This is a genomic window from Bacillus mycoides (assembly GCF_000832605.1).
Classification (GTDB): domain Bacteria; phylum Bacillota; class Bacilli; order Bacillales; family Bacillaceae_G; genus Bacillus_A; species Bacillus_A mycoides.
Genome location: NZ_CP009692.1, coordinates 303,023 through 317,922, shown reverse-complemented (window position 1 = coordinate 317,922; position 14,900 = coordinate 303,023). Strand labels below are relative to the sequence as shown.

The window sequence follows — 14,900 nt, the reverse complement described above, 5'->3', positions numbered from 1 at the left end:
CTTCATTAAACATGTCGCTATATAGCGAATAAAGATTAAAAATTATATAGATTTCGTAGGAAAAGAGGTGATATTATTTTGGGAAAGGGGGCGACATTATGAAAAAAACTATTATTATTTCAAGTTTAGTGCTTGCAATCAGTCTAGGGGTAGGGTGTAGCAATGAGAAAACAACAAAGACTGATGAACCGAAAAAAGAAGCCATGCAAAAAGAAAAGGAATTAGAAGCGAAGGATGTTTTCAAGAAAACGAACGAAGCTTTTAAAAATGAAGAAAATGTAACGATGACATATGATGTAGGGTTAAAAGCTGAGGGAACAGAGATGGATATATTAAAGGCTAAGATGCAATTAGAGCCAAAGACAAAGAATTCTCGTTCTGAAATGAATATTTCTGGTACAGATGTTGTAGTGTATACTGTGGATGGTAAAGTTGCTGGTGAGGTGAAAAACCCTAATACAGGAGAAGTTATAACCGTACCAGAGGAGCAATTAAACGCTGGTGGAATGAAAGCGACTCAAGATATTATAGATAATTTAGAAGTACCAGCAGTAGTTTTAGATAAAATGAAGATGGAGAAAAGCGGAGATAAATATAAACTGAAATTTACATTAAAAGGGCAAGAAACAGAAAGTATGTTAACTAGCATGGATGAAACGCAGAAGAAAATGTTACAAGCACAAAATGCGAAGATAGAAGAAGTGGATGCAGAATATATCATTACAAAAGATTTTAAATATGAATCAGCGAAGATAGATATGATTATGAGTAGTAATGGTAAGGATAAGGCACACATTATTACGAATGCAAAATATACGTCGTACGAAAAGTTTGACCCAATACAATTGCCGGCAGCAAAGTAACAGTTTTGATCAGGGGGGACCTAAAATAAGGTGCCCTCTCTTTTTTATACTTTCTTCTTAGGAAAATAGGTACAATATGAAGAGGGAAAACTGTGGAAGAGGAGAGTGTCATTTGAAAAAAAGAAAGATAGCGGTGGTCATTGTAGCTTATACAGTGTTGCTTGCGACATCTATAAATACATATAAAGAGCAACTAGAACATCCTATTATGAGCGATGTAGGAAAGTTGCTTCCAACGAAAATTAAACGTGTTGAAAATGCTGAGGATGAACGTTCATTAAAACAGTTAGTGCAAGATGCAAATGTTTCTGGAGAGAAGATTTCTATTGCAGGTATGCAACATAGCCAAGGCGGACAGACGTATTATCCGAACGGTACGATGCTTGATATGAAAGGATATAATGAAATATTAGAATTCGATCCGGAGAAGAAGAGGATTAGGGTGCAAAGCGGTGTCACATGGAATGACATTCAAAAGAAAATCAATCCATATGGTCTTGCAGTTCAAGTGATGCAATCTCAAAATATTTTTACTGTTGGTGGTTCATTAAGTGTAAATGTACATGGGCGTGATATTCGTCATGAAGCATTGATTGATACAGTAGAGTCGTTCAGATTGTTAATGGCAGATGGTACGGTGCGTAATGTAAATAGAGAAGAAAATGCTGACTTGTTTCCGTATGTAATTGGGGGATATGGATTATTTGGTGTGATTTTAGATGTGACGCTACAGTTAACAAACGATGAATTGTATGAAACGCATACGAAAGTACTAGATTATAAAGAATACTCTTCATACTTTAAGAATAAAGTGCGAAGGGATGAGAATATACGTATGCATTTAGCACGTATTTCTGTTGCCCCAAATTCATTTTTAAAAGAGATGTATGTGACAGATTATGTACTGGCAGAAGATCAACAGAAGTTGAAAGAGTACAGCAAATTAAAAGAAGAAAATATTATAGCTACGCCGAAATTTTTGCTCGGGTTATCACGTTATAGTGACTGGGGAAAGGGCGCATTTTGGGACATACAAAGAGGTTATTTTGAACGTACAGATGGTAAGTACGAAACGCGAAATAACGTAATGAGATCTGATAGTACTTTTATGGAATACGATAATCCAAACTTGACCGAAGTTTTACAAGAGTACTTTGTACCGATAGATGGTTTTGCAGCGTATATAGATGATTTGCGAAGCGTTTTAAATGAAGAGGAATTAAACCTTCTTAACATTACAATCCGCTATGTAGAAAAGAATGAGAATGCGGTGCTATCTTATGCGAAAGATGATATGTTTGCGCTTGTGCTTCTAATTAATCAAGGGCGTTCTGAAGATGAAATAAAGAAAACAAAAGTGGTCATTCAAAAGATGATTGATGTTACGTTAAAGCATAATGGAAGTTATTATTTACCGTATTATTCTTATCCGGAAAAGGAGCAACTAAAGAAAGCGTATCCTCGCATAGAAGAATTCCTTCAGAAGAAGAAGGAAGTAGACCCAGAGGAAAGGTTTGTGAATTTATTTTATAAGGAGTATAGCAAATGACATATAGAAGATTTGTAGCCTCACAAAGCATTATTATGATGGCGGGTAGTATGGTATTTCCTTTTTATATACTATTGCTTCGAAATGTAGGAAATAGTTTCTCGCAATTTGGCTGGGCGTACGGCTTATTTGCCTTAACTTCAGCTCTAGTATATCCGTTAGTTGGAAGAATCTCTGATAGGGTAGGTGATAGAAAGTTATTAATTATATACGCATGGTCCATGGCTATATTAATGCTTTTTTTCCCTATTGCAACAGAAGTTTGGCATGTATACATTCTCCAAATTTTAATGGGTATTTTAGGTGCTGTGCAGCGTAATACGGAGAAGACATCGTTAGCACGAAAGGTAGCGCATAAGGAAGCTGGTTACGAAATTGGAAAATACCATGTATGGACATCAATTGGGGGCGGAGTAGCTATAATTGCAACTGGTTACCTAGTGGATTTCTTTACGATAGGGACTATTTTTTACATTGCTTCAGTTTTATATGTAGTTAGTGGATTTGTATTAAGCCGCGGTGATAAGTAATTAAAAGTATTTCCATTCCCATTTTTACCTGATTACCCTTTATTTGTTATACTTATGGAGAAGACAAAAGAAAAGGGGACATTGCCTTTGATGAAATTTATAGTTTTAGCTATTCTCACTTTGTTTTTGATTCCATGGACTAGAAGCGGTAATAAAATTCGCGCGGTGGATAAAGGAGGAAATGAGAAAGTTGTAAAGGGTAAGAAATCATCTATTTTAGTTATTCCTGTTTTATTTTGGATAGGTATTGCAATCTATGAATATTTCTGGCTAATTGATGATCGAGCAGATTCTATTCTTACTCATTATTCTGTTGCAGTAGCGATTTTAATTGGGCTTGTTTTATTCTCACAAGAGCAGGTAGGGAAATTAGAAGGTACGTTAAAGGGACTTCTAATGTTTGTTTTACTCGCAAGTTACGGCTATTTTGGTTATTTGCACGATATAGTAATCACGCAAAAAAAATATGATTCTGTTGTGAAGATCGAGAAAGATATTTCAGAGCCATTTACTGAAAATGATCAGCCGTTTACAGTGCCGCCAAAGACAGCGGAGAATAAGATGAAAAAAGTATTTGGGGATATTCCGAAAGTAGCTTATTTTGAGTTAGGAGAATTAACGCCACAAATGGTAAATGGCGAGGCCTTATATGTAGCACCAATTGAAGTTTCAGGATTTTTTAAAGCACGTAAAGCTGAGACAATTCCAGGGTACGTAACGATGTCAGGTACGAATCCTGATGCGGAAGCGAAACTGCACCTTGGTTATAAAATGAAATATGTGCCAAGCATGTTTTTCGGTAATAAATTAGAACGTGTCGTTCGAAAAGCAGAGCCAGATTTAGTTTTTAAAGGGAAACCAAAATTTGAAGTTGATGATAAAGGGAAACCGTATTATACAATGACGTATGGTGAATTTATTTCAGGAAGATCTGGATTTGAAGTAGAAGGTGTTGTAGTAGTAGACGCACAAACAGGTGAAGTGAAAAGATACGACAAAGGAAAGGCACCTAAATTCGTTGATGGCGTATTAAATCACGAGACTGCATCTACATTAAATACGTATTTTGGTAAATATATTCACGGATTTTGGAATACAAAATTCTCACAAACGGATATGAAGATTCCGACTGAGTGGGGAACGAAAGAAGGAGTTACACCAATCTTCGGTAAGGACGGAACGTTATATTATTTTACTGATTTCACCTCTCCGAAAGAAGGAGTAGATTCTGCACTAGGCTATTCGCTTATTGATGCGCGTACAGGTAAGTTGTATTACTATAATGGAAAAGAAGTAAAGGGAATTATGGATGGTTCGGCTGCTACAGAAGTAGTGGATAATTCCTTTAAGAGAGAGAAATGGCACGGAACGATGCCGGTTATTTATAACGTGTACGGTAAACCTTCTTGGATTGTACCTGTTATTGATGACGGAGGATTAGTACGTGCTCATACTGTCATATATGCTTCTAATGCAAAAGTGTTTGCAACAGGTTCAACGCAAAAAGAAGCACTTGAGAATTATAAAAATGCGCTGAGCGGAAGTGGTGATTCATTTAGACCGACTTCAAATGGGAAAGAAGCGCAAAAAGAAGGTACTGTACAACGTGTGTATAAAGAAAAATCAGGTGAAAATACGATTGTGTACGTACTATTAGAAAACGAGCAAAAAGTATTCATGGTACCGGCGAATAAATTCCCATATGCAATGTTTACAGAAGTAGGAGATCCAATTCAAATCACATATTTAGACACAGGAGAAATGATGGCATCTGTATCTAAATTTACAAATAGTAATTTGAAAAAGTAAAGCGATAGAGATTCTATCGCTTTTTTTACATTATTAAACAGGAAAATACGGTATACTTGACGTATATTCATGTTGTAACTATAATTGTTACGATTAAGTGTTTATATGAAAGGGTGAATGGAAAAAGTGAATGGAGTTAATCACGAAATATATAAACCTGTAAAGACAAACAGGTTATGGATGATTCTTGTATTAGGGACACTTACGGCAATTGGGCCATTATCTATTGATATGTATTTGCCTTCTTTACCAAAGTTAACGGATGATTTACAAACGGGTGCATCCCTCGCGCAGCTTACATTAACTGCTTGTCTGCTTGGGCTTTCAGTAGGGCAGTTATTTATTGGTTCAATTAGTGACATTTACGGAAGACGCAAACCTCTTATTATCGCTCTTATTATTTATGTTGCTTCTTCTTTACTTTGTGCTGTTGCACCATCGATTTGGAGTTTAGTGCTTTTACGTTTCTTACAAGGTGCTTCAGGATCTGCTGGTATCGTTATATCACGTGCAATGGTACGTGATATGTATTCAGGTTCTGAAATGACGAAGTTTTTCTCACTGCTTATGTTAGTAAACGGAGCAGCGCCTATTTTGGCGCCGATTATTGGAGGGCAATTATTACAGTTCACATCATGGCGCGGCGTTTTTATCGTTCTTGGAGCAATTAGTGTATTCATGCTAATATCAGCTACTTTCGTATTACGTGAAACATTACCTCCTGAAGAAAGAGAGACAGGTGGATTATCAGGAACGCTTGCAACATACGGAAAGCTTCTGAAAGATCGTTTATTTATGGGGTATGCATTGTCGCAAGGATTAGTAACAGCTGCAATGTTTGCTTATATTTCTGGTTCACCGTTTGTGTTGCAGAACATATACGGAGCATCACCACAGCAATTTAGCTTATTCTTTGCGATTAACGGTATCGGTATTATTATTGCTAGTCAGGTTACGGGCCGTTTAGCAGGGAAAGTTAATGAGAAAACTTTATTTGTTGCTGGTATTATTATTGCGGCTGTTGGCGGTCTATCATTACTACTTACAATCGTATTAGGAATAGGGCTAATCGGTGTTTTATGCTCGCTATTTCTTGTTGTATCAAGTGTTGGGGTTGTATCAACAACCGGCTTCTCGTTAGCGATGAGAAATCAAAAACAAGCAGCAGGAACAGCATCAGCTTTACTAGGTTTATTACAGTTCATTTCAGGAGCACTTGTTGCACCATTAGTAGGTATTGGCGGAAGCAATACCGCATTACCGATGGGGGTTGTGATAGCGCTTTGTGAAATTGGTGCTGTGTTATGTTATCTATTTATGGCCAGAAGAAGTGAGAAGCAGTTTGAACTGCAACAAAGACAAAATTTAGAGGCTTAATTTATAAAAAAGAGCTGATTCAAACATGTGTTGAATCAGCTCTTTTTTCATTTCTTTGAAATAACTTATACAGTGTTGTAAGGTGATGCAAAAGTTATTTGCATAAAGTGACGATACTGTGACAAAAATGTTGGTGTGTATATTAAGAGCTCGTCTTAAGTGTAAAAAGTAGGGTGTTCTCGGTATAATAACAAGTGGAGATAAAAGAAACTATAATGAGTAATAGCTGTAGATAAAAGGAGAAGAAGAGATGAAGAAGGTTTTGGGTATTGCTGTAATGGGAAGTATGCTCCTTCTAGCAGGGTGTAATGGAAATAAAGATACGAAAGAACCGAAAGAAAAGGTAGAGCAATCTACTGAACAAACAGAAGAGATGAAAGTGTATCGCGAAATACATGAAAAATATGATATGAAGATGAACAAAGAAATTAATAAAGCATTACAGTTATGGGAAGTGGCAAAAGAAAAGGGCGGTAAGGAAATAACGGATGCTAAATATAAAGAAGACGTGCAGAAGGTAACGACGGGCATGTTAGAAGATATTGATCATATGCGTAAAGAAATTCGTGTGCCGAAGTCGAAAGAGGACGAACATGAACTATATGTTGGTTTCTTAAATGAAGCAGAACAAGCGATGAAAAAATTACAGAAGTTAGCTAAAGAAGAAGATTCATCGTTGATTCGTGATATAGAAATTAATTTTTCAACAGCATCGACATACTATAAACGCTTTCAAACAGAGGCGAAAAAATAACCTTGCGCATGCGCAAGGTTATTTTTTCTTTTTACCATCTCCGTCTTCATCCTCGGATACTAATATCTTCTGTTCTTCGTGAAATTCTGAAATTGTTTGTCCAGTAATATTATCGAATGGAGTGTAAAAAGAAGTGATGCTTTTCTTTTTAATGAAGAGTTTATAGAAGCCGATGATGACGAGTATGACGATTGTTAATGGCAATCCTATAGTAGCCAGAAGTAGTGGATCCATCTTATAACTCCTTTAATACAATTTCTTTTTATTATAAGCGAAAGATTGTAATTTCAATAACTAATATAATAAAAAACTGATTTTTCTAAATATATCCAATTTGATTGACTTTTCATTTTTTCAGAATTATAATTCAAAATATACAATTTGAACCAAATAATAATATAGCAATTTACTTATCCAGAGAGGTAGAGGGACTGGCCCTATGACACCTCAGCAGCGGGTTCTGTAACAGGAACACCGTGCTAATTCCAGCAAGCAAGTCTTGAAAGATAAGTGATGGGCCTTCGTTTATTAAGCCTTGATCTTATTTTTTAAGATCAAGGCTTTTTGTGTTTTAAGAAGTAGAGAAGGAGTAATGGCAACAAATATGTCAATAAAACAAAGTAAATTCATTTGTTTAGGGGGTTATTGAAGTGTATGTTATTAAAAAACTATCGGTTATGGTATTCACGCTATGGGTCATTACGACAGTAACATTTTTAATTATGCATATTATTCCAGGTGATCCGTTTTCATCAGATGCGAAAATCTTTCCTGAAGAAGTAATACAAAACATGAGAGCGAAGTATCACCTTGATGAACCGTTATGGAATCAGTATGTTGCTTATTTGGATGGGGTAGTTCATTTTGATTTTGGCGAATCTGTTCAATCGACAGGTCAAGGTGTATCGGAAATTATAACAACTGGTTTTGGACCATCGGCAATTATTGGTTTACAAGCACTTGTTATTTCATTGTTAGTCGGAATTGCCGCAGGTACATTTGCCGCGCTATATCATGGGAAAGTGATTGATTATAGTGTGAGCTTGCTTGCGATTCTCGGTATTTCTATTCCTAGTTTTATTTTAGCGCCACTATTTATACAAGTATTCGCCATCCAATTTGAATTACTACCAGTGGCGTCTTGGGGAACCTTCGAGCATACTGTATTACCTTCCTTCGCATTAGCGTTAGGACCAATCGCGGTTATTACAAGATTTGTTCGCTCTAATATGATTGAAGTGTTGCAGAGTGATTATATTAAGCTAGCGAGAGCGAAAGGTATACCAATTAAGAAAATCATTATAAGACATGCTCTTCGAAATGCGATTGTTCCGGTGCTTACATTTGTTGGCCCATTAATGGCTGGACTTTTAACAGGAACTTTCGTTATTGAAAAAATCTTTTCAATTCCTGGTTTAGGAAAATATTTTGTAGATAGTATTTTTAACCGAGATTATCCGGTAATTATGGGAACAACCATTTTCTATAGTGCGCTATTAATTGTATGTATCTTTATTACAGACATCATTCACCGTATTGTTGATCCGCGCATTCGTTCTATTACGTAAGGAGGGGAATGTTTAAATGGGGGCTTATGAAATTAATGACCAGTTATTGACGAATGAAGAGAAAAAAGAATTAACGATAAATAAAGATCAGCAAACGATTAGCCGAAAAAAGGAAGTGTTTCGCAAATTTATATCAAACCCTATAGCAGTTTTAGGGGCAGTGACGTTATTACTAATTATTGTTTTCTCGCTTATTGGCGAAAGTTTAACACCATTTACTGCGAGTGAACAAGTAAAAGAAGCAACAAACTTACCACCTAGTAGTGAGCATTGGTTCGGAACAGATGATTTAGGAAGAGACATATGGGCGCGTACTTGGGCTGGAGGGAAAATTTCACTAACAGTTGGATTAGTGGCAGCAGCTCTTGATATTGGGCTAGGTGTACTAATTGGTGGCTTTAGTGGATATGTGAGAGGACGTAATCGTCTTGGAACGTTAATTGACGAGTGGATTATAAGAGGGATTGAAGTGTTATACGGTATTCCATATTTGTTAATTGTTATTTTACTATTAATTGTTATGAAACCAGGCCTTTTTACAATTATTATCGCCCTTGCATTGACGGGATGGATTGGCATGGCACGCCTCATTAGAGCGCAAGTCTTGTCTTTAAAACAAAGAGAATTTGTTATCGCAGCAGAGCGATTAGGTACACCTCATATGAAAATTATATATGGGCATTTAATTCCAAACTTAACAGGGATTATTATGGTAAATTTATCATTTACCATTCCAGCAGCTATTTTCTCAGAATCATTTTTAAGCTTTATCGGACTTGGAGTACAATCACCGGCGGCAAGCTGGGGCACGATGACGAACGATGCACTTGGGACGTTACTAAGCGGAGAATGGTGGCAACTATTCTTCCCGGCAATCATGATTGCATTCATCATGTTCGCATTTAATGCGATTGGTGATGGTTTGCAAGATGCAATTGATCCGAAAATCGTAAAACGTAATCGAAAGGAGAAAAAACATGGCACAAATCTTATCTTTAGAAAACGTAACGTTGGCCGTTGAAAAAGAGAATAGTAAGCAAGCGATTGTGAAGCATGTTTCCTTTTCTATTAACGAAGGTGAAATAGTTGCACTTGTCGGAGAAAGTGGTTCAGGGAAAAGTGTTACAGCACAATCTATTATCGGCTTAAATCAAGAATCAATTCATATTGATGATGGAAATGTATCTTTCAAATCAAAGGAATTAACTGGTTTACAAGAATCAGAATGGAATCAAATTCGCGGGAAAGATATTTCCTTTATCTTTCAAGATCCGCTTTCATCTTTAAACCCAACGATGAAGGTAGGCAAACAAATTGCAGAAGTAATTTTGCAACATGAAAAGAAATCGAGAAAAGAAGCGAAAGAAATTGCGATTAACTTACTAAATGATTTAGGGATACATGAAGCAGAGAAACGCTTTGAACAATACCCGTATCAATTAAGTGGGGGGATGAGGCAGCGTATTTGTTTAGCAATTGCGTTTGCTTGTCACCCAAAGCTTGTTATTGCAGATGAACCTACAACAGCATTAGATGTAACGATTCAAAAGCAAATTATGGAGTTGTTAAAAGCAAGAAAAGAAAAACAAAATACGAGTATTTTATTAATTACACATGATTTGGCACTTGTACGTGAAGTAGCTGATCGAGTAGTGGTAATGTACGGAGGACGTGTCGTTGAAAAAGGGACGATACAAGAAGTAATAGGTTCACCTAAGCATCCATATACGAAAAGTTTATTACAAGCAATTCCGAATATGGATGATTCCGAAAAAGTATTACGTGCTATAGAAGGAACGACACCTTCCATTGAAACATTAAATAGCTTTGGTTGTCCTTTTGTAAATCGTTGCCCAGTAGCGATAAAAGAATGTATTCATCGCTTCCCAGAGAGAACGACATATTCTGAGGAGCATAGCTCACATTGCTGGCAACATATTCTGGAGCATAATAAAGCGAAATCAAAAGAGAAGGTGAATGCCTCATGACGACAGATTTAATTACTGTAAAGCAAGTAACGAAAACGTATGGAAGTAAAAATAAAGAAATCGCAGCTTTAAAAGATATATCACTTTCTATCCCGAAAGGAACAACGCTTGGCATTATTGGGGAAAGTGGTTCTGGAAAGACAACACTTGGTAAGCTCATAGCTGGGATCGAGCGTCCAACGTCTGGTGAAATTGATTATAACGGTCAAGTTGTTCACAAGCTGAAGTCAGCTCATAAGCGGGATTTCTTACAGAAAGTACAGTTCATTTTTCAAGATTCCACAGCGGCATTAAATCCGCGCTGGAAAGTACGCGATATTGTAACAGAAGGCTATATTTCATTCGGTTTAGGCGATAAAGGATTGAAAGATAAAGTCGCAGGTGATGCACTAGAGCGTGTTGGATTAGATAGACGATATATTGATCGCTATCCACACGAATTTAGCGGCGGACAACGTCAACGTATTGCTATTGCAAGAGCGTTATTATGTGAGCCAGAAGTTTTAATCCTTGATGAACCAATTTCAGCATTAGATGTTTCACTTCAAATCCAAATTGTGCACTTGTTGCAAAAGATTCAAAAGGAACAAGGCTATACATATTTATTTATCGCGCATGATTTACCGATGGTTCACTATTTATGTGAAAAAGTGGCTGTCTTATACAAAGGAGAACTTGTTGAATTTGGATATACGGACGAAGTATTCCGTAATCCACAACATTCTTATACAAAAACATTATTAGCATCAACACCAAAAATTTCAGGTTAAAGGAGAATGTAGGATGAAGAAGTTTTTACTGTTTGTCATTATGACTGTTTTAGCAATTACTTCTGTTGCTTGCGGTAAGAAAGAGACGCAAAAGGCGAGTGCTGGTAAGGGTGAAGGCGATCGATTAGTAACGAATATTAGTAGCGATCCGTATACGCTTGATTCTGCCATTGCGACAGATAGCACGTCAGGTTATGTAATTGGGCAATTGTTTTCAAGTTTATATACGCAAGATAGTGACGGGAAATATCAAAATGAATTAGCAGAGAAAGAAGAAGTAAACGCTGATGGAACTGAATATACAATTCATTTAAAGAAAGATATTAACTGGTCGGACGGTTCTCCTATTACAGCAAATGATTTTGAGTTTGCCTGGAAGCGATTATTAAATCCGAAAACGGGTTCTATGAATGCGACAGAAATGTATTTTATTAAAGGAGCAGAGGCATATAATACTGGAAAAGGTGAAGAAGGACAAGTTGGTATTCAAGTCGTTGATCCTCAAACATTAAAGGTAACACTTGAGCACCCAGTTGCTTCTATTAAACAAAAATTAGCAAGTTCATTATTTATTCCATTATCTAAAAAATCAATTGATGATAATAATAAATTAAAAACAGATCCAAAAGAGTTAATTACGAACGGACCATTCACATTAAAAGAATGGAAGCATAACCAAGCTATTACAGTACAAAAAAATAAAGAATACTATGATAAAAAGGTAACATTAAAAGAAATTGAGTTTCGTATTATTCCAGATTCTAAAACAGCGTACCAATTGTACAGGTCAAAAGAATTAGATTTACTAAGTGGTTTACCACAAGAGATGATTGAAAAAGAAAAAGGAAACAAAGAATATAAGCGTGTTGCAGGATTCTCATCTTATATTTATTCCTTTAACGTAGAAAAAGAGCCGTTTACAAATGCGAAAGTACGTAAGGCATTTTCATTAGCGGTTGATCGTAAGTTTATCGTTGAAAAACTGTATAAAAATAATGCACAAGAAGCATATGCATTCGTTCCAGAAGGAGCAAAAACACAAGGTGGTCGTGATTTCCGTAAAGAAAAAGGCGATTACGTAAAATTCGATTCAGCAGAAGCGAAAAAATTATTAGAAGAGGGCATGAAAGAGCAAGGTTGGTCTACATTACCTGAAGTAACATTAAAATTCACTACAGATACACAACATAAAAAAGTAGCAGAAGCAATGCAGGAAATGTTTAAGAAAAATCTTGGTGTAGATATTAAATTAGAGAATAAAGAGTGGAAGAGTTACATCGACACATACAAGCAAAGTGATTTCCAATTAGCTTATATGGGATGGGGCGGCTCTCTATTAGATCCAATTACTAAACTAGATTTATATGCAGGTGATGGTCCAAACAACTATGCAAAATGGCATAATAAAGAATTTGACGCTTTAGTAAAAGAAGCAGAAGTTGAACAAAACGAAGATAAGCGCTTTGACCTATTGCATAAAGCAGAAGATATTATGTTTGATGATACACCATTAATCCCAATTATTTTCCCAAGCTCTTCGTATTTACAAAAATCATCAGTATCTGGCGTCCAATTCATTATCGGTTCTAGTCCAGAACTAAGATACGTAAAAATTAAAAAATAAAGAAGTAGGCAACCGCCTACTTCTTTATTTTATTTCTCTTTTATATTCTTTTTTCGTTCCGTCAGAGAAGACAACTTCTAAAGCGAATTTTTGATAGTCTTTATCAAGTTTGAATACATTTACTACTTGATCGATTACTTCTTGATCTGGTGTGTTTTTATCGAATTTTAATTCTTGTAGAAGAGGGCTTAATTTTGTAATAGCTTCATCACCTGTTAATTTTACATCTGCTTTATGGTCTTCAACTTTTGCTTCCATTTTTTTATCGGCTGCTACATTTTTATAATCAGCTTCGTAGTCTTTCTTTGTATCCTGATAGTCCGCTTTTAAATCAAATTCATTGAAATTTAGCTTTAAATCAGCAGGAGCTTCGTTTTTTGCCTCTTCTGTAGTCTTTTTATTAGAAGTTGTGTCTTCTTTTGCAGGAGCTTTACATCCTGTTAATGCAGGTACTAGCATAAGAGCTAATAAAATTGATAGTAAAATTCTCATTATAAATTCCTCCTTATGTAAATTTGTTCTATACAAGTTTTTCCCAATTTCATGTAATTATGTATGTGTTGAAAATAAATTATTTACTTATAGCTTTAAGAATTAATCCGCAATTTAAATCAAAAATGATTTGTATGTATATGGTAAATTGAAGTTGTAAGGAGGTACTGAAATGCATGAAGAATATAAAGAGATGATAAAAAAAGCAATCGAATATATAGAGAATCATTTACATGAAGAGCTTACAACAGAAAGAGTGGCATTTCACGGGGCAGTATCGATGTACCATTTTCATCGTATTTTTCAAAGTTATATTGGGATGAGTGTAACGGATTATGTTCGTAAGAGAAGATTAACTCATGCTGCACAGGCTTTAGTATCGACTGAAAGAGCAGTCATTGATATTGCAGTGCAAAATGGCTTTTCCTCACAAGAGGCATTTACTAGAGCTTTTAAAAGAATGTTTCAATTACCACCAAAAAAATATCGGAAATATTTCCAGTCATTTTATATAGAAAGAGAGGGCGTTTCAATGGAAAAAGGTATACCGAAAGGATGGGTATTAAGTGGAAGTCATCCTGCTGAATATGAGATGGGCTTAGATTACGAAGTTGTTCATCAAGGAAAAGTATCTGCATATATAAAAGGAAAAGAGAACGTTACACACGGAGGGTTTTCAACATTAATGCAAATGTTCCGAGCGGATAAATATGTAGGTAAGAGGTTGCGTTTAACAGCATTTATTAAGAGTGAAAATGTAAAAGACTGGGCAGGATTGTGGATGCGAGTAGACGGAAAAGATACAGAGCCTATTGCTATGGATAACATGCAAAATCGTCCAATTAAAAATACGAATAACTGGCAATCATACTCGGTTGTACTAGATATAAAAGAAGAAGCACTTGGTATTGCATTTGGTGTTTTATTATCAGGAGAAGGCTGTGTCTGGCTAGATAGTATTCGTTTTGATGAAGTGGATGAAAAAATTCCTTCAACAGATTTGGCAGAAAACTTTTATGAAACACTCCTAGAAGAGCCGGTGAATCTGCAATTTGAAGAAATAGAAAATTAAAAAGTAAGGAGAAAAGATATGCTCAAATATGTGAAATTGATAAGTATTAGTTTAGTAGTATCATCGTGTATTATGGGAATCAACTATTTAATTAGTTATCTTTGGTCAGGGCATATACCTTCTTTGACGTGGAGAACATATTTGATATTTATGGTTATATTTATGATGAGTTTTGGTTCAATACAAAAAGAGAGCTATGAAGAGAGTTGATAATCGTCCTTTTAGTCTTCTTAGTATTAATACATATGTATTTATCACTGTATTGGAAAAACAGGTTTGCCGTTCGGGATTATTTCCCGCAACATATGCAGCGAATGGTTATTACACAATAATATTTGGTGGAGTTAATTTAGCGGAAAATATTATTTTATTATTACTTATTATACTAGTTATACAATTGGTAGCGGGAATCACTATAGGTATAAAAGTGATAGTAAAGAGGGGAAGTTCTGTAGTTAAAGAAGCATAAAGTAAAAAAGGTATCCTTCGTGGGATACCTTTTTT

Annotated in this window: 16 protein-coding genes and 1 riboswitch; of the genes, 14 read left to right on the top strand and 2 right to left on the bottom strand. The window is 35.7% G+C overall.

The genetic code is table 11. From position 1 onward, the window contains the following. Window positions 1–98: 98 nt before the first annotated feature. From BG05_RS03415 to BG05_RS03390, 6 genes are all read left to right on the top strand, one after another. Entirely contained in the window at window positions 99–863 is a 765-nt protein-coding gene (locus tag BG05_RS03415; protein WP_002009840.1) for a DUF6612 family protein, read from the top strand. A gap of 112 nt (window positions 864–975) precedes the next feature. After that, on the top strand, window positions 976–2,412 hold the full coding sequence (locus tag BG05_RS03410) for an FAD-binding oxidoreductase (protein WP_033733704.1): 1,437 nt from the start codon (window positions 976–978) through the stop codon (window positions 2,410–2,412). Continuing rightward, window positions 2,409–2,942, top strand: coding sequence for an MFS transporter (locus BG05_RS03405; protein WP_002091456.1), 534 nt, complete (start codon window positions 2,409–2,411; stop codon window positions 2,940–2,942). The genes BG05_RS03410 and BG05_RS03405 overlap by 4 nt, the downstream gene beginning before the upstream one ends. A gap of 90 nt (window positions 2,943–3,032) precedes the next feature. After that, on the top strand, window positions 3,033–4,751 hold the full coding sequence (locus BG05_RS03400) for a DUF3981 domain-containing protein (protein ID WP_033733706.1): 1,719 nt from the start codon (window positions 3,033–3,035) through the stop codon (window positions 4,749–4,751). A gap of 117 nt (window positions 4,752–4,868) precedes the next feature. Next, complete coding sequence (locus BG05_RS03395) at window positions 4,869–6,128, top strand: multidrug effflux MFS transporter (protein WP_003186924.1); 1,260 nt, start codon at window positions 4,869–4,871, stop codon at window positions 6,126–6,128. Window positions 6,129–6,378: 250 nt separating this feature from the next. Then, complete coding sequence (locus tag BG05_RS03390) at window positions 6,379–6,882, top strand: hypothetical protein (RefSeq protein ID WP_002124728.1); 504 nt, start codon at window positions 6,379–6,381, stop codon at window positions 6,880–6,882. An 18-nt stretch (window positions 6,883–6,900) separates the two neighbouring features. On the opposite strand, the gene BG05_RS03385 is transcribed toward BG05_RS03390, so the two are convergent. Beyond that, window positions 6,901–7,116, bottom strand: coding sequence for a DUF3951 domain-containing protein (locus tag BG05_RS03385; RefSeq protein ID WP_000371388.1), 216 nt, complete (start codon window positions 7,114–7,116; stop codon window positions 6,901–6,903). A 173-nt stretch (window positions 7,117–7,289) separates the two neighbouring features. Next, a riboswitch (SAM riboswitch) is annotated at window positions 7,290–7,395 on the top strand. A gap of 137 nt (window positions 7,396–7,532) precedes the next feature. Between BG05_RS03385 and BG05_RS03380 the strand changes: the two genes are divergently transcribed. The 5 genes from BG05_RS03380 to BG05_RS03360 are packed head-to-tail and all read left to right on the top strand — an operon-like array spanning window position 7,533 to window position 12,832. Continuing rightward, window positions 7,533–8,450, top strand: coding sequence for an ABC transporter permease (locus BG05_RS03380; protein WP_002140132.1), 918 nt, complete (start codon window positions 7,533–7,535; stop codon window positions 8,448–8,450). Window positions 8,451–8,466: 16 nt separating this feature from the next. After that, window positions 8,467–9,471 (top strand): ABC transporter permease, encoded by a 1,005-nt coding sequence (locus BG05_RS03375; RefSeq protein WP_003186931.1) that lies wholly within the window; start codon window positions 8,467–8,469, stop codon window positions 9,469–9,471. After that, window positions 9,428–10,438 carry an ABC transporter ATP-binding protein gene (locus BG05_RS03370; RefSeq protein ID WP_002124734.1) on the top strand — a complete coding sequence of 337 codons (1,011 nt, stop codon included), beginning with the start codon at window positions 9,428–9,430 and terminating at the stop codon, window positions 10,436–10,438. Before BG05_RS03375 ends, BG05_RS03370 begins: the two co-directional genes overlap by 44 nt. Further along, the gene (locus tag BG05_RS03365) at window positions 10,435–11,208 is read left to right on the top strand and encodes an ABC transporter ATP-binding protein (protein ID WP_002169314.1); all 774 of its coding nucleotides are present in this window, start codon (window positions 10,435–10,437) and stop codon (window positions 11,206–11,208) included. The genes BG05_RS03370 and BG05_RS03365 overlap by 4 nt, the downstream gene beginning before the upstream one ends. Window positions 11,209–11,221: 13 nt before the next feature. Then, window positions 11,222–12,832 (top strand): peptide ABC transporter substrate-binding protein, encoded by a 1,611-nt coding sequence (locus BG05_RS03360; protein ID WP_003186937.1) that lies wholly within the window; start codon window positions 11,222–11,224, stop codon window positions 12,830–12,832. 24 nt (window positions 12,833–12,856) lie between these two features. Here BG05_RS03360 and BG05_RS03355 read toward each other — a convergent pair whose 3' ends face one another. Next, complete coding sequence (locus BG05_RS03355; protein ID WP_002187526.1) at window positions 12,857–13,324, bottom strand: YusW family protein; 468 nt, start codon at window positions 13,322–13,324, stop codon at window positions 12,857–12,859. A 172-nt stretch (window positions 13,325–13,496) separates the two neighbouring features. Between BG05_RS03355 and BG05_RS03350 the strand changes: the two genes are divergently transcribed. Genes BG05_RS03350 through BG05_RS03340 form a run of 3 tightly spaced genes read left to right on the top strand, consistent with a single transcriptional unit; the run spans window position 13,497 to window position 14,865 of the window. Then, window positions 13,497–14,396, top strand: coding sequence for a helix-turn-helix domain-containing protein (locus tag BG05_RS03350; protein WP_002124740.1), 900 nt, complete (start codon window positions 13,497–13,499; stop codon window positions 14,394–14,396). Window positions 14,397–14,414: 18 nt separating this feature from the next. After that, entirely contained in the window at window positions 14,415–14,606 is a 192-nt protein-coding gene (locus BG05_RS03345; protein ID WP_002124741.1) for a hypothetical protein, read from the top strand. Next, window positions 14,593–14,865: a hypothetical protein gene (locus tag BG05_RS03340; RefSeq protein WP_033733708.1), complete on the top strand. Its 273-nt coding sequence runs from the start codon at window positions 14,593–14,595 to the stop codon at window positions 14,863–14,865. The genes BG05_RS03345 and BG05_RS03340 overlap by 14 nt, the downstream gene beginning before the upstream one ends. The last annotated feature ends 35 nt before the right edge of the window (window positions 14,866–14,900 follow it).